This is a genomic window from cyanobacterium endosymbiont of Braarudosphaera bigelowii, assembly GCF_020885515.1.
Lineage (GTDB): Bacteria > Cyanobacteriota > Cyanobacteriia > Cyanobacteriales > Microcystaceae > Atelocyanobacterium > Atelocyanobacterium thalassa_A.
In genome coordinates this window covers 816,396-835,446 of the sequence record NZ_AP024987.1, presented here as the reverse complement: position 1 = coordinate 835,446, position 19,051 = coordinate 816,396, and the positions used below count along the sequence as shown (strand labels likewise).

The window sequence follows — 19,051 nt, the reverse complement described above, 5'->3', positions numbered from 1 at the left end:
GGTCTACTATCCAATTTAAACTAACTTTTAGAATGAGGTTATTTATCATTTTTTATAAAAATAATTCCAAAACAATTTCTTTTTCCTCATGTTTGTAAACTTTTTGTTCTATTTAAAAGTTTATAAACAATTACTAAATATTATTTAACTATGGAAGATAAAGAATTAAGTCTCACAAGAAAGCTTGTAGATACCCGTTCATTATTGGATAGCTTTTGGACTGGTATTGCTTCTCTATGTATGTTCTGTACTATTATACCGTTATTTGCAGTATTATTCTTTGTAGGTTATAGCGGTGTTCGTAGAATTGATTTTCCACTTTTCACTCAGCTTTCACCACCTCCTGGGTATTCGGAAGGTGGTGTTGCTCATGCCATTGTTGGTACTTTGTTAACTGTAGGCATTGGTTCCTTAATCGCCATTCCTATAGGAATTCTTGCAGCTATTTACCTCGCAGAGTTCAGTGGTGATAATAAAATTGCTTATTGGGTTAGATTTGCTGCTAGCGTTCTAAGTGGAGTTCCTTCTATACTTATTGGAGTGTTTGTATATGGATTACTAATAGCGACAAAAGTTATAGGATTTTCTTCTATTGCTGGAGGAACTGCACTTTCTGTACTAATGTTGCCTACTATTACAAAAACGACTGATGAGGCTTTAAAAATTGTTCCACAGGATTTACGCTGGGCAGCTTTGGGAATTGGGGCATATAGTTATCAGGCAGTATTAGGAGTAGTTTTACCAGCTGCAGCTCCCACTATCGTAACAGGGATTACCTTAGCGATCGCTCGTGCAGCAGGAGAAACAGCTCCCTTACTTTTTACAGCACTTTATTCAAACTTTTGGGCTAGTACCCCCCCAGAAGGTCTTTTCGAACCTATTGCTACTCTTTCAGTATTAATTTATAACTTTTCGGTTGTACCTTTTGCACCTCAGAAACAACTTGCTTGGTCTGCCTCTTTGATTTTGGTTTTCTTGGTATTAATAACAAGTGTTGCATCTCGTCTAGTTGCCCGCCAAAAAACTCATTAATTTAGATAAATACAGTGTAATGAGGAAAAATTAGTTGTTTAAAGACCAAACTACCATGGAATATACACAAGATTGTAAATCTTTAGAAACCCTAGAAACAATTTTTGCTTTAGATTCTGTTAATGTCTATTACGGAAGACATAAAGCTATTCGTGACGTTACTTTTACAATTCCTAAAAACAGAGTTACTGCCTTAATTGGCCCTTCTGGATGTGGAAAAAGTACAATATTGAGATCTTTAAATAGACTTAATGATTTGATTGATTCTTTTTATCTTAAAGGCAAGGTTACATATTGTAAGCAAGATTTGTACGCTTCTAATGTTGATCCCATTGAAGTAAGAAAACGTATTGGTATGGTATTTCAAAAGCCCAATCCTTTCCCAAAAACTATTTATAATAATGTAGCTTATGGAGCTAGAATTCATAATTTTAAAGGAGATTTAGATGAATTAGTAGAAACTTCATTAAAGAAAGTAGTTCTATGGGATGAGGTAAAAGATAAATTAGGAGAAAGTGGCTTTTCTCTGTCTGGGGGACAACAACAGAGATTATGTATAGCTCGTACAATTGCTGCTAAGCCAGATGTTATTCTTATGGATGAACCTTGTTCAGCTTTAGATCCAATATCAGTTTTAAAGATAGAAGAACTAATAAACGAGTTAAAGCAAAACTATACTGTTGTTTTGGTAACTCATAATATGCAACAAGCGAAAAGAATAGCTGACTATACAGCGTTTTTTAATGCGGAGACCAATGAAAAAGGAAAAAAAGTAGGATTTTTAGCAGAATATAATAATACGAAAATAATTTTTGAAAATCCAACTAATTTGGATACTAAGAATTATGTAAGCGGACATTTTGGTTGATTTTAATTAATTTATTGGTATTGGCTAGATAAAGTTCAAGATATAAATATGAAAAATAATATTAAGATAGAACCTATTTTAAAAACAGAAAACCTTAATGTCTTCTATGGCTCCAATTTAGTAGTTCGAGGAGTTGATTTAGTTATTCCTAAAGGTAGGATAGTAGCGTTTATTGGACCTTCTGGATGTGGCAAAAGTACTGTATTACGATGCTTTAATCGTATGAATGACTTAATCCCAAATGCTAAAGTATCTGGTAAAATCACCTATTACGGTAAAGATATTTATTCCAAAGAAGTTAATCCTGTAGACCTACGCTCTAGTATTGGCATGGTATTTCAAAGACCCAATCCCTTTCCAAAATCTATTTATGAAAATATTGCTTTTGGCGCAAGAATTAATGGATTCAAAGGTGATATGGATGAACTTGTAGAGACTTCCCTTAAGAAAGCTACTGTTTGGGATGAAACTAAAGATAAACTACATAGAAGCGGACTAATCTTATCAGGAGGTCAGCAACAAAGACTCTGTATAGCACGCGTTATAGCTATAAAACCTGATGTTATTTTAATGGATGAACCATGCGCGGCTTTAGATCCTATTTCTACTCTAAAAATAGAAGAATTGATTAATAGTTTAAAAGAAGAACACACTATTGTTATTGTTACCCATAATATGCATCAAGCTTCAAGAATATCTGACCTCACTGCATTCTACAACTTAGAAATAACGGACAAAGGAAAAAGAACTGGTCGATTAATTGAATATAATAAAACTAATATTATATTTAATAATCCCACAATGGAATCAACTAAACATTATATAAGTGGAAAATTTGGATAAGATCAATGATATTATTTATATAAATTAAGTAAAAGTAGAAAAAAATTATCAAGATAACTTTGTATATGTTCTTCTTAGTAAAAAATATGTAAGTATTCCTTAATTTTCTTACTTATTCATTCAATTTTTTTTCTACTAATTGATTAGTTAACGTAGGATCTACTCTTCCTCCACTTTTTTTCATAACTTGTCCTACAAAAAAGCCCTTTAATTTCTTTTTCCCTGCTTTGTACTTACTTACTTCTGCAGGATTAGCTTTAATAACTTCATCGATCATTTTTGTGATCGTTTCTTTGTTAGAGATTTGAGTTAAGTCGCGCTTATTAACAAGATCCTGGGGCGATACTCCTTCTTTTAAGAGAGTGGGGAGAATTTCTTTAGCAATTTTTCCACTAATAGTCTTTTTCTCAATTAATAGAACCAATTCTTCAAGATGTCTCGGTCTTAAAGCAATTTCAGCTATAGTTATTTTTTCATTATTAAGGTATGCTGCAATTTCTTGTGTTATCCAATTTGCTACTAATTTAGCATCCGCACCATTAGATACAGTTTCTTCGAAATATTCAGCAATATCTCGGTCATCACTTAAAATACGTGCATCATAAGAAGATAAGCCAAATATATTTTTATAACGTTGACGCTTAGAAGCAGGAAGTTCAGGAAGTTCTTTATTCCAAATTTCTAATTGATCACTTCCAATTTCAATTGGAGGAAGATCAGGTTCAGGAAAATAACGATAATCACTAGAGCCTTCTTTCTTTCTCATGCTTATCGTTTCCTGTGAAGCCTCATTCCATAAGCGTGTTTCTTGAGCGATAATTTTATTGTTATTTAATACATCAGTCTGTCTGTTAATTTCATACTCTATAGCTTTCTGAATTGCACTAAAAGAGTTCATATTCTTAATTTCTACTTTTGTACCATATTCTATTTGTCCTAAAGGACGAATGGAAATGTTAACATCACAACGTAAAGAACCTTCTTGCATATTACCATCACTAATTCCCAGATAACGTACTAAACGACGTAATTCTTGAGCATATTCTGCTGCCTCTTGGCCAGTTCTTAGATCCGGTTCAGAGACAATCTCTAACAAAGGTATCCCCGTACGATTAAAATCAATCAAAGAATGACTAGAACCGGTTAATTGATTACTTCCACAATGAATTAATTTTCCTGCATCTTCTTCCATGTGTAATCTTGTAATTCCAATACTTTTATGGATAACTTCTTGATTAGCTTTATTTATTAATTCAATTTCTAAATTACCTCCTTCAACAATTGGAAGATCATACTGAGAAATTTGATAGTTTTTAGGTAGATCAGGATAAAAGTATTGCTTTCTATCAAATTTACTATAATTGGCAATTTTAGCTTTCAAAGCAATACCCAGTTTAACAGCTGAAGATAAAACTTCCTCGTTAAGGACAGGTAGAACCCCAGGATATCCCAAACAGATTGGACAAATATTAGTATTGGGAGAACTACTAAATTCAGTTGAACAAGCACAAAAAATTTTACTGGTAGTATTTAGTTGACAATGAGTTTCTAATCCAATAACCGCTTCATATGTCTTGTCAGAAGAAGATTTAATCATTATAAAAAAGTTAATTTGATAATTAAATACCTAGAAATTTTATTGTATCAATAATTTTGAAGTATTAAACTTAATACTTCAAAACATTTTTATATCAAAAAACATTATAGACAATCAATTAACTATATTTTAGGAAATTAATCGTCTTGATATTTTTTGAAAAGTTGTGCTTAGTTTTCAGGCAAAGATAATGGTTTTTCATATAAATTTTATTTTATATATGCAAGAATAAAGTTTCAAGAATATTTTTTATTTACACATAAGAAAATATATACTCAATATTGATAACAATTAAAAAATAATTTAATTAACCTTTTTCGATTAATACTAAATTTTATAATATTATTTAATAATTGTTTCTACAAATTTATAAACAAATTAGCTAGAAATGTAAATATAAAAATATAATATTTTTTTACACTAATCAGTATATGTAGTAATTCATCTGTCTACAGAGTAGCGTAGAAGCATACCATTTTTAATTTTCTATTTTTTTCTGAATATTTTTTAATGTCTTATACATGTCAGGAAGACGTTTATATATGGCAGATATTTTTAAATATAACTTATTATCTATTGCTGGACTACTAGATACAACTTCTCCTGAGTTAATATTACTAGGGATACCAGTTTGTGCAGTTGCAATAGCTCCATCGCCTATGCTAACTTGATTTGCTACTCCTACCTGCCCTGCAAGAATAACTCTTTTTCCTACTTTTACGCCTCCTGCTAATCCTACTTGTGCCGCAAAAGCACAATTTTCTCCAATGTTGCAATTATGAGCTATATGAACTAGATTATCTATTTTAGTATTATTCCCAATATGCGTTGTTCCGACAGCAGGACGGTCTATTGCACTATTACATCCAATCTCTACATTATTTCCTAGGATGACAAAGCCAGATTGTTCCATTTTGAACCAACCTTCAGCTGTAGGAACAAATCCAAAACCTTCAGCACCAACAACAGCACCACTATGAATAACACAATTATTTCCAATTCTAGTACGTTCATGAATAGTACAATTAGCATGTAGCAAGGTATTATCTCCGACAATAACCTCAGGATAAACTACCACATTTCCTTGAATACAAACCTCATCTTCAATAACAACATCTTGCTGAATAATAGTATGAGGACCAATAAAAACATTTTTTCCAATTTTGGCTGAAGAATGAATTATTGCAGTAGGATCTATACCTGGAGATGGACGGAATGGCTGATAGAACAACTTAATAGCATGAGCAAAAGCTAAACGTGTTTCAAATGTTGTTAGCCATACTATTCCTCTTTTAGTAGCTTCTTCCTGTAACTGTTTATCAGGTGGAAGAATTAGAGCACTTGCAGAAGTTTTACTAATCATAGAAGCAAATTTTGGACCTTCTATATAACTTAAGTATCCAATTTTTGCTTCAGTAATAGATGACACTCCTATAATTTCAAGATTAGAATCTTTATTACTTGTTAAGCTATTTCCATTACTTAAAAAATCTAGCTTGCTAACAATTTTTTCAAATTTCATAATGTTTAAGGTTAAATAAAGTTAGTAGTTTATTAGATCATCAGTTATATTAATCAATTTATATCTCATAACAAAATTTTAATACTATACATTTTTGGAATTCATAAAGTATTAAAATCATTTCTTATAAGTTAAATTGTACTAGCGTCATTTATAGAATATTTCTTTGAATAACTTTCTTTAAAAAATAGAAGGAGGAAACGATTTCACAAACAGTTATTTAAAATTTAATCGAAGTCAAAATTAATTAACTTTATACCATCTTACTTTTTATTATATTAATCTAATAACCTGACAATAAGGATAATTAAACTCATTCTAAAAGAAAGGTTTATTTTTTTAATTTCCAGCAATTATGATTATTGTCCTATATATTAGCTCAATTAATAGATTTACTCTTTATTAATTGAGAATAACAATATAATTCATTTATTTTTTATTAAATTATGTAAGCTATAGTAAAAATTTTAAAGCTTCGGATACAGCTTTTCCTGGAACTATATTAGTATCACCTAACAATTGTAAGGTTGTTTCTAAACATGTAATAGTGGTTAATATATCTCGCTCACAAACAAATCCTAAATGACCTATACGAAAAATTTTTCCTTTCATATGATCTTGTCCTGCTGCTAAGACTATATCGAATTTTTCCTCCATAATGCGACATATACTTGTTATATCAATTTTAGATGAAGAAACAGTTGTTATTGCATGACTTGCTGATTCATCAGCAGCTAATAAATCTAAACCTAATGCTCTTATTCCAGCTCGAGTCGCCCTAGCTAATTTTTCATGTCGAGTAAACATTTGAGTTAGCCCTTCTGCTTTCATCATTTTTAGAGCAATTTGTAATCCATAAATTAAATTTACTGGAGGTGTAAAGGGAAAAGAATTTTTATTAATTGCTTTTTTATATGCTCCAAGATCTAAATAAAATTTAGGTAAATTAGAATTTTGATAAACTTTCCACGCTTTTTGACTTACCGATACAAAGCCTAGCCCTGGAGGAATCATATATCCTTTTTGAGATCCAGAAGCTACAACATCTAATCCCCATTCATCAATAGGAAGATCAGTAGTTCCTAAACTTGTAACAGCATCAACTATGATGAGAGCTTTTCCATGAGCTTTGGTGTATTTATTAATAGTTTCTAGATCGTTAAAAACCCCTGTAGAAGTTTCAGAATGAGTGACAATAACAGCTTTAATTTTTTTATCTTTATCATTAACAAGTTTAGTTTTGAATATTTCGGGATTTAAAGGTTTACCCCATTCAGCGGTTATTTCATCAACTTTTAATCCAAAAGCATGAGCAGTATTTACCCAACGTTCTCCAAATTTTCCGTTATTACCTATCAAAATAGAGTCACCGAAGCTTAGAAAATTAATAATTGCTGCTTCCATAGCTCCTGTACCACTAGCTGTCAATATGAGTACATCTTCCTTAGTCTGGTGAAGCCATTTTAAATTTTGAGAAACTTCACTAACGATTTGATTAAAGTCTTGACCGCGATGTCCAACAGGGTGCTGAGCCATTGCCAAGAGAACACTTTCAGGTACAGGGGTTGGACCTGGAATCATCAACATACTTTTATTTTGCATAATTTATTCCTCATTGTTTGGTGTTTTTACACAAATAGATCTCTACTTCAAAACTTTGTTAAAAAGCCATTTTAAAAAGTAAAAAACTTTAGATTAATTCATAAGAAGTACTAATTTCTGATTGATAATTTATATCGAGTTTTTATATAAATTATCTTTAAAATATCATGTTATCTAATTATTATAGAAGTAATGAAAATCAAGCCCATACTATAGCTTATAGTGTAAATAGTCCTGAGAAGGACGTAGAACTTTAAATAGTTGTTCCACTAGGTTTAAATACTAAAATACACTGACACAGTATTTAACATAATGTTATATAATCTATACAATAAATAATTAAGATGTATAAATAAGATTACTGATACAAAGTATCTCTAGTTGTTTATACAAAACAACTAATATTTTCCCTAAATTTCAAGATATGTAAAATGATTATAAACTAAGTATAAAAAAATAACTATAAATAAACTATTTATAGTTATTTTTTTATAAAGAAGAAAGTAAAACGTTAAATAAATTATTTATTAAAATGGATTACAGATAATTTTTTTCTTTTAAATACAAATTAGTCATCGTTACTATAAATCATCTAATATAATATATTAAATAAAAAGGTAACAGTTTTAGATCGAAATATTTTTATACAATTTTCAAAAAGTAGTACTATTACTTTACAACAAAAAAGTAGTTTTGATTACTTGAAGAACAGAATTTATTTAAAATTAATATCTTGAATATTTGTTTTTCAGTTATTAGTAATTCAATAAAGAAATATTTTGTCTACTATTTTAGTTAGTGAATAAAACGAATTATTCTAGCTGATATATTAATTGGTATGCACAGTAATATCTTATAAGTTTTAACTCTATTTTTTATCATTTAGTAAATTAGTATAAGTTTGTAATGATTTATCCTCGTAAACGATTTGGACAACATTGGCTAAAAGATAATGCAATTTTAAATAAGATTATAGAATCTGCTCATCTTAGTAATATTGATAAAGTTTTAGAAATTGGTCCAGGAACAGGTATCTTAACCCGTCGTCTTTTATCCCAAGTTTCTTCTCTTACCGCAGTCGAAGTAGATTGGGACTTATATAAACAATTAATAAAAAAATTCCATAATTATGACAATTTACTATTGTTACAAAGAGATATTCTTAAAATAGATTTATCTGTAGAAATCAGTAAGAACAATCTTTTCTGGCCTATCAATAAAGTAGTTGCAAATATTCCTTATAACATCACTAATCCTATTTTAGAAAAATTGTTAGGTAGTATTCCTAATCCTTATCATTCTCCTTATGAAATAATAGTTTTATTAGTTCAAAAAGAAGTTGCAAAAAGAATTACTGCTTCACCTGGTGATAAAGCATATGGGGCACTATCAGCAAAAATACAATATTTAGCTCGCTGCAATTATATTTGTGATGTTTCTTGTAAGGCATTTTATCCTATTCCAAAGGTAGATTCTGCTATTATTACTCTTCACCCTCACACTCTAAATAGTTCTGTTTTAAATCCATCATATTTAGAAAGTTTAATTAACTTAGGTTTTTCTAATCGCCGCAAGATGTTACATAATAATTTGAAAAATACAATAGATATCAAATACCTGATTGAATTTCTGGAAAAAACAAATCTTGATCTCAAAATAAGAGCAGAGAATCTTAGTATAAATCAATGGATAGAACTAAGTAATTATTTATATCCTTTAAAAGATAAATAAACAATGAATTTTATATTATAGATTCTGTTTCTGATACTGAATTAATATATTATTCCTATATGTTTTTGTATATATTGAAATATGAATTAAATATTAATTTAAAAAATAAATCCAAAATAATTATTAATAGTGACTTATGTTAGTTCCTTTAACTCGTGAAGCCTTTGAACAACTAATTCCTCTTGTCGCTACTGGAACCCAATATTCATTTTATTGGGGAAAGTGGCGTGATTTATTACAAAGATCCTTTATTTCTTTAATTATATTGATAATAACTTGGGTATTAGGAAATTTATTTGGCTCAGAGTGGCTAACTATAAAGTTTGTTTTCTATATCATTTCTGGATCTTACTGGCTATGGGCACCTATTTTATGGGCTTCTATTAAAAATAGAAGTTATCGTATTTATCCATATTGTGGTTTTTGGAGCGGAAAAGTATTAGATGTTTTTATTACTGAGGAGCTTATCAGAGAGGAGCAAACTGTCAATAAGTTTGGAGAATTAATTGTTATTGAAAACAAAAAACGATTGATCAATATTGAAGTCGGAGATGATAAAGGTTTTGCAGCAATAGTCAAAATGCCTGTTGATCGTCTTTTGCAAGTTATTAAACCTGGTGAGTCTGCAGAAATGTTAGTTATTTCCAAAGTTCCGAACTTAAGCCGTATTACTAAAGTAACAGATGTTTATCTACCTAGACATAATTTATGGGTGGGTAAGTATCCTTATCTTCGCCGTGATATTTTTAAACAAATTAGTAAAAACCTAAAAATAAAAAATTAATTAAAAAAACATACAAGTCAAAATAAAGTAATTTGTAGAAAAGAAATTTTATAAAAATTTTATGAACAGAACTTGATAAAAAATATTTTTCAAAAATTAAGTTAATTAATATATTTGAATTATTAGTTAAGTCTAAAAAAAAGAAATCTGTATTTTTTAAATTTTGACTATAGTTAAAAAAAGTATTTCAAAACTTAATCATTTACAGTGTAATGGAACTTTGAATAATGACAAAAGTCAGTTAAATAATATCTAAACATACGTATAACAAATGTCAAAGCATCAACCTTTATTTACAAACATTACTCATTGCTGTAATCGTTTAGCAGTGTTGATTCCTTGTAAAAATGAGAGTTTAACTATTGGTAATGTAGTAAATCAATTTCGTAAAGAGTTACCAAACGCTAAGATTTATGTTTATGATAATCTTTCTACCGATGATACTGTAATCCAAGCCAAAAAAGCTGGTGCTATAGTTCGATATGAATCTCAGCCAGGTAAAGGTAATGTTGTTCGACGAATGTTTGCTGATATTGATGCGGATTTATATATTTTGGTAGACGGAGATAATACATATGAGGTAGAAGCAATATCATTTCTAATATCAAAATTAATCTCTGAAAAACTTGATATGATTGTTGGAGCTCGTCGTTCTACAATTACTAATAAACAAGTTTATCGATTAGGGCATCGTAGTGGAAATATTTTTCTTACTGGAGTTGTTGAATTTCTATTTGGTGCAAAAGTTAAAGACATGCTTTCAGGATATCGTATATTTTCTCGTAGATTTGTTAAATCATTTCCAGCTTTTTCATCTGGCTTTGAAATTGAAACTGAACTTACAATTCATACACTAGAGTTAAAAATTCCTTTTGCAGAAGAATATACTGCTTACGGTTCAAGACCTCCTGGTTCAGAAAGCAAATTAAAAACACTTACTGATGGATGGAGAGTTCTAGGAACAGCTATATTGCTTTTTAAAGAAGTAAAGCCTTTTTTGTTTTTTAGTATTATCTCTTCTCTATTGGGAATATTATCAGTTATGATTGGATTTCCTTTAATTACGACTTATCTAAGTACAGGTTTAGTTCCTAGATTACCAACAGCTATTCTCACTGTTGCTATTATGTTACTTGCTTTTCTTAGTTTTACGTGTGGTTTAATTCTTGATTCTGTAGCTCGTGGCCGATTGGAAGTTAAGCGAATGGCATACTTATCTCACTCAGAAATTAGTTATGAGTAAGATAAAAGATACTAATGTAAAAATGGAACCTATAATATTTAACTCATCCCAGAATTCTGTGACTGTATCAGTAGTTATCCCAATTTTTAATGAAAAAGATACATTAGAGACTTTGATAAACAATATTTCTAATTCTCTAATTGATAAATATTCCTATGAAATTATTTGTATTGATGATGGTTCTGAAGATGGCTCTACAGATATTTTAAGACAGCTTGCAAAAAAGAGAAAAGACTTAAAGGCTATTATTTTACGACGCAATTATGGCCAAACACCCGCTATGGCAGCAGGATTTAAAAATGCTGAAGGTAATATTATTATTAGCTTAGATGGTGATCTACAAAATGATCCGGCAGATATCCCTCGTCTTATCAACAAACTAAACGAAGGTTATGATTTAGTTAGTGGTTGGCGTAATAATCGTCAAGATAACACTTTCACTCGTCTTCTCCCTTCAAAAATTGCCAACATAATTATTGCTAAATTAACAGGCGTAAGCCTTCATGATTATGGCTGTTCATTAAAAGCTTATCGCTCAGAATTAGTAGCAGATATGAATTTATATGGAGAATTACATCGTTTTATACCAGCTTTAGCTTATATAGAAGGAGCTAGAATAACAGAATTAGCTGTGAATCATAACCCTCGTCGTTTTGGTGTAAGTAAATATGGACTGGGAAGAACATTTCCCGTTATTATGGATTTGTTCACTATTCTTTTTATAAAAAAATTTTTAACTCGTCCAATGCATATTTTTGGTTGCTTGGGCCTAACATTAATGACTTTAGGTCTATCTAGTAGCATTTATTTATCAATTATTAAAATTTTAGGACAAGACATTGGAGTACGGCCTCTATTAATTTTATCTGTACTATTAATTTTAACCGGAGTACAACTATTGAGCTTTGGTCTATTGGCAGAATTAGTAATGCGTACTTATCATGAGTCACAAAAACGTCCAATTTATAGAGTACGTGAAGTTATTAGTTAAGAACTTAAAGGGGAATTATGAAAAAGGTATGGGAATTAGATTTTTATTCACGTCCAAATTTCTTTGATAACAATAAAAAACTATGGGAGGTCTTAATTTGCAAGACTCCTACAAATTTTGATAAATCATTTAATAGTTGTTTTAAATTTTCCCAGTTGTGCCCTTCAAATACAGTTAATTCTATTTGGTTACGTCAGGCTATTGAAAAAGCAATAGAAAAAGCTGGAGAAAGTCCAGATTTAATTCGTTTCTTTCGTCACCAAATGCATAATATGATCGTGAAGGCTTGTACAGATGCAAAAATTGAGGCTATCCCAAGCCGTAGAACATTTGCTCTTAATTACTGGATAGATAGGCGAGAAAAAAAATTTCAGTCTATAAAAAGCCAAAATAAAAATAAAGTTTCTACAACATGTGTAACTAACAACGATTCTAATATAGTCTCTTTGCCTGATACTTTAAAAGATAATCAATTTAATCAATATTTATTTGTTGACTTAAAAGTTTCTGATTTTAATCATATACATGAATGGAATATTAATTTTGGAGAAAATTATGCAATTTCGCCATATAATCTAACTCCACAGACTACAGTCCCTGGTTTAATTTTCTTTTCTTCAAGAGCTCTTCCAATGGCAGCCTGGTTATCTGCTTTTGAGTTAGTTTCCCTAAGATTTGATAAAAAAAATAACTCGATCCTCTATCTAGAGACAGGATTAAATGATAGATCAACATTAACTATTTTGAAAAATATTCAGCTAATCCAAAAAGCTCAAAACTTTCAAAAAAAGAAAGAGAATTCAAAAGGAATACATTTTCTCGCCATTCAGCCTAATCCTAATGTAGAGTTTTTTAGTGGATTCTGGCTTTTAAAAGACGATCTAGTCAATAAAATGTAAAAGAGATGAAATTTAATATATTGATAATTAATTAGCCTTTACTAGAATACTTCCTAAAAATTAATACCTGTATGTAACTCATCTCAACAGCAGTTTTACTATCCATAACGAAATTTTTAAGGGCTTTATTTTTTATTAAAATAAAGCCCTTAAAATTTAAACAATTCTAAATAAAAGATATTTCAAAAATAATACGACATTAGAAGCCCATGCCGCCCATGCCGCCCATGCCGCCCATGCCGCCCATGCCGCCCATGCCGCCCATGCCGCCCATGCCGCCCATGCCACCCATGCCGCCCATATCAGGAGCAGCAGCTTCAGCTTCAGGATCAGGTTTTTCAACTACTAAAGCTTCTGTAGTCAGTAGCATGCCTGCAATAGACGAAGCATTTTGCAAAGCAGAGCGAACAACTTTAGCAGGATCAATGATACCTGCAGCAATCATATTTTCAAAGACTCCTGTTGTTGCGTTATAGCCAATATTAAAATCTGTATTTCGTACTTTTTCGACTATAACAGATCCTTCAAATCCAGCATTATTAGATAATTGGCGTAAAGGTTCTTCTAAAGCTTTTGCCACAATATTAGCTGCCAATTTTTCTTCTTCATTACCTAAATTATTTATGAATTCTGCAGTTTTAATCGCTAAATGAATTAGTGTAGTTCCACCTCCAGGAACAATACCCTCTTCTACTGCAGCTTTTGTTGCATTAAGAGCATCTTCGATACGAAGTTTACGGTCCTTTAATTCTGTTTCTGTAGCAGCCCCAACTTTAATAACAGCTACTCCACCTGCTAACTTAGCAATGCGTTCTTGTAGCTTTTCGCTATCATATTCAGAATCTGTTTCTGCTGCCTGCTTACGCAATTGTTCAACACGTTTTTGTACTGCAGAAGTAGTTTTAGGGTCAGTATTAGCTACTATAGTAGTATTTTCCTTGACTATAGTAATTTTACTTGCTGTACCTAACATATCTACAGAAACTGTATCCAAAGTTAGTCCTACTTCTTCAGAAATTACGCTTCCCCCAGTTAAGATTGCTATATCTTGAAGTACAGATTTTCTTCTATCTCCAAAAGCGGGAGCTTTTATAGCCGCAACATTTAATACTCCTCTTGCTTTATTAACTACTAAGGTTGCTAAAGCTTCTCCATCAACATCTTCAGCAATTATCAATAATGGCTTACCAGCCTTGGCAACACCTTCAAGAATAGGTACTAAATCAGCAATTGCACTAATTTTTTTATCAGTAATTAAAATTAATGCATCATCGAATTCAACTTGTTGACGTTCTTGATCGGTTATAAAATAAGGAGACAAATAACCACGATCAATCTGCATTCCTTCTACTATTTCTAGCTCTGTATTAAGTGACTTAGATTCTTCAACAGTTATTACTCCGTCTTTCGTAACTTTATCCATAGCCAAAGCAATCATTTTACCGACTTCTAAATCATTACCTGCAGATACAGTTGCGACTTGAGCTATAGCTTCACCCTCAACAGGCTTAGCAATTGACTCAATTTCTTTAACTAGATAAGCAACTGTCTTATCCATACCCCGTCGCAAGGCTACAGGGTTAGCCCCAGCAATAACATTTTTAAGTCCTTCTCTAATTAGAGCTTGGCCAATTACTGTAGCAGTAGTAGTACCATCTCCAGCTATTTCCTTAGTCTTAGAAGCAATTTCTTGAATTAATTTAGCTCCTGCATTTTCTAAAGGATCTTCTAATTCAATCTCTTTAGCGACAGTAATTCCGTCATTAACGATTTGAGGTGCACCAAATTTTTTTTCTAATAATACGTTACGTCCTTTTGGACCAAGGGTAATTTTTACAGCATTAGCAAGAGAATTAACTCCTCGCTCTAGAGAGCGTCTAGATTGATCGCCAAATGATACAATTTTCGCCATATTTGTTTTTTACTCCTATGAATCCTAACTTTGATGTTTTTATATAATGGTCAAAGACTAGTTAACTTACTACTATAGATAATATTTATAATAGTAATTTATAATTTTAGTTTTTCCATTAGTGTTAATTTAGCACTCTTATGGTGTGAGTGCTAATGCTTAAAGCAGGAGATTAAAAAAGTTTTTTTTACATAGTAAAAAGAGTGTGGGAGTCTAGACCCTAAAGGTGAGGATATCCGAACATTTTTCAATCCAAATTAAAAAATTTATTACGATTGGAACTGATAACATCTACAAATTTATTCTATACATTATCGTACTGTTTATATCATTAATTATTAATAATTTATAATGTAATAATAATAATTTTTTATTTGTAAGTAACGGCCTTAAATTAAGCAAGTAAGCTTTATAACTAAACAATTTTTAGAAAAACGGAATACTTTAGCAAAGTCAAATAATATATATAGTGTTTTTATTTAAATAATCATTAAATATTATTCATCCAATAACTTACTTTCTAGTATAAATTTAACTCGATTATATTATGCTTTTATAAAAATTAATTACTCGAATCTATTCAATCTATTAAACTAAGATATTGACCAAAAACAATCAATTTTCTATATAGGTTTTTATGTCCATTTATTGTAATTCAAATGTCTGACAAAATTTGGTTAGGAATTGATCCAGGACTTGCTATAACTGGATGGGCAATCTTGAAAGCTCATACAAAATCGACCCCATTAATTATTGATTATGGAGTTATCCAAACAAATAAAGGTTTATCAACATCTCAAAGACTCTTAGAAATTGAACATGATTTAGTAGAGTTACTGAGTGAATTTAATTTTTATGGTATTTCAATTGAAATGCCTTTTTTTAGTCGTACTATTAAAGCTGCAGGTGGAGTAATACAAGCAGTAGGAGTAATTAACTTGGCTTGTTATCGAGAAACGCAAATTCAACCAGTTTTTCTTCACCAAGCTAGTTGGAAACGTTATTTAGACAGTGGGAAAGCTACAAAAAACAGCGTAGCACAGACTATTAATCAATTATTTAATCTACAAACAATACCTGTTGATGATAGCGTAGACGCAATCGCCATTGCATATGCAGGATTATCGGGATTGACAAACAATATTTAATATAGCTTCTTAAGATTTATGATTCTTTAATTATAACAATAGTACTATTGTTGTGTTGGTTAATAAGTTTTGAAATCTTCTGTTGAACTACATAATTAGACAATTCCTTTTGGTTTATTCCTAATACGATCACTTTATATGTCTTTGTTGAACTTAATTCAAATACTGTTTTGAGTGTTGATCGAGAACGGGTAAAAATAGGAAATATTTCACAATTTAACTTTTTCGCTAATAATTTTGCTTTTTTTTCTAATAATTTATGAGCTAATCTTTTACTATTTAATGAAAATGTGTAACACAATGTTATTTTGGGAGGATTTTGAGAAGAATATAATTGAATTAACTCAGATAATAATTTTAAAATTTGCTTAGCATTAGACTCATAAGAAATAGGAATAAGCCAATTGTTACACTTACTTAACTCAGAAAATGAATCTTTTTTACCTAAGACTAACTTAATTAAAATTAACTCACATGAAGTTTGGTTTATTAGTATGTCAATTACTTTATTATCAGGTATTTGAGAGGCTATATTTTTCTTGTGCCATTCTAAAATTATTGAACTAATATGATTTTTTTGAATAATATCCAGAATAGTTTGCTTAACATCATGAGTTATAACAATTTGAGTATGAACTGGGACTCCATATTGATAACCTAACATCTCAACTCTTTGAAGTAACTGACGGTCAGGTCCAGTAAATATCTCATTCCTACTTAAATTGTTATACTTTGGTACTTCTATTATTTGTAAACATTCAACTTCTTTATTTTGTTTCTGAGCTAACGAGATTACAAACTTGAGCAAAGAAAAGTCTATATCTAAATTAAAAAGAGGCAGCAATAGTCTATTATTTCCGGCTATAGAAGATCTGGTTTGATAAACTGTATAAAATGAAGAACCATGGTTTCTACTATGGCTTAAAATATTTTTTTCTACTTTGTTTGCTTCAGCATTAATGATGTCTGTTCTAGTTATTATTCCTACTAGTTTATTTTCTTTCACGACTGGAACTCGAGAAAATTGATGATGATCAAGAACATATAAAATATCACTTAAGAATGCATCTGCCTTTATAGTTAAGGGATCTGGATTCATAAAATCTGATAAAGGAGTACTCAGTGAAACATTGGATAATTTCTTTAAATCTATTTGAGTAATAATTCCTACTAATTTTCCATTACTCATTATAGGAAATCCTCGATGAGTTGATACCATCATTTTCTTAAGTACATCGTCTAATGTTAAGTGACTAGATAATACTTCAACCTTAGACTGCATTATTTGAGATGCTATTAATTCATGGCCAAGGTTCTGCGAAGTTGATTTTTCAGCAGTACTAATTCCTAAAGCCTTTAACATATGATCATACAGCGATCCTCTAGAAACATTTTCAGCAATTATGTATGATGTTGCACAAGTAATCATAAGTGGAAGTACTATATTAAAATCTCTATTAAGCTCAAAAACGAAAACAATAGCAGTAATAGGAACCCTAACTACAGCTGTAAAGAAAGCTCCCATACCTACTAAAGCATATGTAGATTCTGATCCAGTACCTGTTAAAAATGCTTCAAAATCCCCTACTAAATAACCTAATGCTGACCCTAAAACTAGAGCCGGGCTAAACAATCCGCCAGGAGTATTAGCGCTATAAGCAAGCATTGTTAGAAAAAAGTGGGCTATAAATACTAATAAAATCTTTTCTCCACTTAATCCTCCTGTTACTAATACGATTCTTAAACCAGCATTATCCTGAAAGAAAGGAGGTAGAATAGCCACTATAGTACCTGAAAGCATGCCAGATAGGCCAATACGCCAAGATAGAGATAAATTAAAATTTTGTTGTACTTTTAAACTAAATAGTAATCCTCTATTAAACAAAGCTCCTAAAATTCCTGCTAAAATTCCTAGCAGTAGATAAAATGGAATCTCAGATACTGAAAAATTAATATTAGGAAGTTTTAATAAAGGCGAAGGAAAATTAAGTGTTGATGATTGAAGAAGTAACGAAATTACTGCTCCTGTAAAAGAAGCGACGATAGATGTTTCTAACGTCAATCCAGAGACATCTTGCATTAATTCCTCTACAACGAAAAGGACTCCTGCGATAGGAGTGGTAAAACCTGCAGCCAAACCTGCTGCTGCTCCTGCAGCAATCATTTGTCTTCTACGTTCAGGAGAAGTGGGGAACCAACTATTAAGTTGTGCTGCTAAAGCAGCTCCAATGTGAACAGTAGGAGCACGACGGCCAAGGATTGAACCTGCTCCTAAGACTAAAACTGTACCAACTAGCTTAACAATTGCTACCTTTAGAGATAATGGAATAGGATATCTATATAGAGTAGCTTTTACTTGAGTAATTCCTCCACCAGCTGCAGTTGGAGAAGCCTTTTCAATTAACCAGCCAGATAAATAACCTAAACTTAAGCCTCCAAAAGGTAATACCCATATAGCTCCAAAATTGTTGGCCAAAGTAATACGCCAGCTACCTAAATAGCCTACTCCTTGTTTTAGAAGCAAAGCAGCGATAGCTGAAAGTACGCCTATGATACATGCTTCTATTAGGGCATAATTATTATTATTGCTGATATCAAATTTTTGTGATTTTATCCATTTATAAAAATGCTGGGAATTTATATAAGACTGCATGAACTAGCTAAATAAAACTGAGCTTTTTTGAATATTGGTAAAAAGAAAGAACTAACATAAAATATTATAAAGTTGTTTATCATAAATCTATCATTTTAGAATTTTTTAATTTTTAATAAAATCATTGAGACTTTATATTTCAAGACTAATCATATATTCTTTGTAGTGTTTTTTCTATTACTTATAAAATACTATAAATATATATAAAGGTGGTTATCTCATGATT

14 protein-coding genes are annotated in these 19,051 nt (G+C 30.7%); 9 read left to right on the top strand and 5 right to left on the bottom strand.

Features of this window, described 5'->3' with window-relative positions:
* Positions 1–150: 150 nt before the first annotated feature.
* Genes pstA through pstB (LPC16_RS03520) form a run of 3 tightly spaced genes read left to right on the top strand, consistent with a single transcriptional unit; the run spans position 151 to position 2,743 of the window.
* Positions 151–1,032 carry a phosphate ABC transporter permease PstA gene (gene pstA, locus LPC16_RS03530; protein WP_229636846.1) on the top strand — a complete coding sequence of 294 codons (882 nt, stop codon included), beginning with the start codon at positions 151–153 and terminating at the stop codon, positions 1,030–1,032.
* 55 nt (positions 1,033–1,087) lie between these two features.
* Entirely contained in the window at positions 1,088–1,900 is an 813-nt protein-coding gene (gene pstB, locus LPC16_RS03525) for a phosphate ABC transporter ATP-binding protein PstB (RefSeq protein ID WP_040054186.1), read from the top strand.
* Between the two features lie 48 nt (positions 1,901–1,948).
* Positions 1,949–2,743: a phosphate ABC transporter ATP-binding protein PstB gene (pstB, locus tag LPC16_RS03520; protein WP_040054185.1), complete on the top strand. Its 795-nt coding sequence runs from the start codon at positions 1,949–1,951 to the stop codon at positions 2,741–2,743.
* Between the two features lie 112 nt (positions 2,744–2,855).
* Here the strand turns inward: pstB (LPC16_RS03520) and gatB are convergent, their stop codons facing one another.
* From gatB to LPC16_RS03505, 3 genes are all read right to left on the bottom strand, one after another.
* Positions 2,856–4,340, bottom strand: coding sequence for an Asp-tRNA(Asn)/Glu-tRNA(Gln) amidotransferase subunit GatB (gene gatB, locus LPC16_RS03515; protein WP_229636845.1), 1,485 nt, complete (start codon positions 4,338–4,340; stop codon positions 2,856–2,858).
* A gap of 478 nt (positions 4,341–4,818) precedes the next feature.
* A complete protein-coding gene (gene lpxD, locus LPC16_RS03510) occupies positions 4,819–5,862 on the bottom strand; it encodes a UDP-3-O-(3-hydroxymyristoyl)glucosamine N-acyltransferase (RefSeq protein ID WP_229636844.1) in 1,044 nt (347 codons plus the stop codon).
* Positions 5,863–6,315: 453 nt separating this feature from the next.
* Positions 6,316–7,464 carry a pyridoxal-phosphate-dependent aminotransferase family protein gene (locus tag LPC16_RS03505; RefSeq protein WP_229636843.1) on the bottom strand — a complete coding sequence of 383 codons (1,149 nt, stop codon included), beginning with the start codon at positions 7,462–7,464 and terminating at the stop codon, positions 6,316–6,318.
* Between the two features lie 906 nt (positions 7,465–8,370).
* Between LPC16_RS03505 and rsmA the strand changes: the two genes are divergently transcribed.
* The 5 genes from rsmA to LPC16_RS03480 all read left to right on the top strand — a co-directional run bounded on the left by rsmA (position 8,371) and on the right by LPC16_RS03480 (position 13,112).
* A complete protein-coding gene (rsmA, locus tag LPC16_RS03500) occupies positions 8,371–9,195 on the top strand; it encodes a 16S rRNA (adenine(1518)-N(6)/adenine(1519)-N(6))-dimethyltransferase RsmA (protein ID WP_229636842.1) in 825 nt (274 codons plus the stop codon).
* A gap of 136 nt (positions 9,196–9,331) precedes the next feature.
* Positions 9,332–9,979: a DUF8619 family protein gene (locus tag LPC16_RS03495; RefSeq protein ID WP_229636841.1), complete on the top strand. Its 648-nt coding sequence runs from the start codon at positions 9,332–9,334 to the stop codon at positions 9,977–9,979.
* A gap of 271 nt (positions 9,980–10,250) precedes the next feature.
* Complete coding sequence (locus LPC16_RS03490; RefSeq protein ID WP_040054179.1) at positions 10,251–11,222, top strand: glycosyltransferase family 2 protein; 972 nt, start codon at positions 10,251–10,253, stop codon at positions 11,220–11,222.
* A gap of 22 nt (positions 11,223–11,244) precedes the next feature.
* Entirely contained in the window at positions 11,245–12,213 is a 969-nt protein-coding gene (locus LPC16_RS03485; protein WP_229637714.1) for a glycosyltransferase family 2 protein, read from the top strand.
* Positions 12,214–12,230: 17 nt separating this feature from the next.
* Positions 12,231–13,112, top strand: coding sequence for a Tab2/Atab2 family RNA-binding protein (locus LPC16_RS03480; protein WP_229636838.1), 882 nt, complete (start codon positions 12,231–12,233; stop codon positions 13,110–13,112).
* Positions 13,113–13,311: 199 nt separating this feature from the next.
* Here LPC16_RS03480 and groL read toward each other — a convergent pair whose 3' ends face one another.
* Positions 13,312–15,024: a chaperonin GroEL gene (gene groL, locus LPC16_RS03475; RefSeq protein WP_229636836.1), complete on the bottom strand. Its 1,713-nt coding sequence runs from the start codon at positions 15,022–15,024 to the stop codon at positions 13,312–13,314.
* 659 nt (positions 15,025–15,683) lie between these two features.
* Here groL and LPC16_RS03470 point away from each other — a divergent pair.
* The gene (locus LPC16_RS03470) at positions 15,684–16,172 is read left to right on the top strand and encodes a crossover junction endodeoxyribonuclease RuvC (protein WP_229636833.1); all 489 of its coding nucleotides are present in this window, start codon (positions 15,684–15,686) and stop codon (positions 16,170–16,172) included.
* Positions 16,173–16,188: 16 nt separating this feature from the next.
* On the opposite strand, the gene LPC16_RS03465 is transcribed toward LPC16_RS03470, so the two are convergent.
* Positions 16,189–18,825: a chloride channel protein gene (locus LPC16_RS03465; protein WP_229636832.1), complete on the bottom strand. Its 2,637-nt coding sequence runs from the start codon at positions 18,823–18,825 to the stop codon at positions 16,189–16,191.
* Between the last annotated feature and the right edge of the window lie 226 nt (positions 18,826–19,051).

What these genes read in the sequence shown, in the direction of transcription:
- pstA (WP_229636846.1), top strand. Translation starts at nt 151, where the DNA reads ATGGAAGATAAAGAATTAAGTCTCACAAGAAAGCTTGTAGATACCCGT.
- pstB (WP_040054186.1), top strand. Translation starts at nt 1,088, where the DNA reads ATGGAATATACACAAGATTGTAAATCTTTAGAAACCCTAGAAACAATT.
- pstB (WP_040054185.1), top strand. Translation starts at nt 1,949, where the DNA reads ATGAAAAATAATATTAAGATAGAACCTATTTTAAAAACAGAAAACCTT.
- gatB (WP_229636845.1), bottom strand. Translation starts at nt 4,340, where the DNA reads ATGATTAAATCTTCTTCTGACAAGACATATGAAGCGGTTATTGGATTA.
- lpxD (WP_229636844.1), bottom strand. Translation starts at nt 5,862, where the DNA reads ATGAAATTTGAAAAAATTGTTAGCAAGCTAGATTTTTTAAGTAATGGA.
- LPC16_RS03505 (WP_229636843.1), bottom strand. Translation starts at nt 7,464, where the DNA reads ATGCAAAATAAAAGTATGTTGATGATTCCAGGTCCAACCCCTGTACCT.
- rsmA (WP_229636842.1), top strand. Translation starts at nt 8,371, where the DNA reads ATGATTTATCCTCGTAAACGATTTGGACAACATTGGCTAAAAGATAAT.
- LPC16_RS03495 (WP_229636841.1), top strand. Translation starts at nt 9,332, where the DNA reads ATGTTAGTTCCTTTAACTCGTGAAGCCTTTGAACAACTAATTCCTCTT.
- LPC16_RS03490 (WP_040054179.1), top strand. Translation starts at nt 10,251, where the DNA reads ATGTCAAAGCATCAACCTTTATTTACAAACATTACTCATTGCTGTAAT.
- LPC16_RS03485 (WP_229637714.1), top strand. Translation starts at nt 11,245, where the DNA reads ATGGAACCTATAATATTTAACTCATCCCAGAATTCTGTGACTGTATCA.
- LPC16_RS03480 (WP_229636838.1), top strand. Translation starts at nt 12,231, where the DNA reads ATGAAAAAGGTATGGGAATTAGATTTTTATTCACGTCCAAATTTCTTT.
- groL (WP_229636836.1), bottom strand. Translation starts at nt 15,024, where the DNA reads ATGGCGAAAATTGTATCATTTGGCGATCAATCTAGACGCTCTCTAGAG.
- LPC16_RS03470 (WP_229636833.1), top strand. Translation starts at nt 15,684, where the DNA reads ATGTCTGACAAAATTTGGTTAGGAATTGATCCAGGACTTGCTATAACT.
- LPC16_RS03465 (WP_229636832.1), bottom strand. Translation starts at nt 18,825, where the DNA reads ATGCAGTCTTATATAAATTCCCAGCATTTTTATAAATGGATAAAATCA.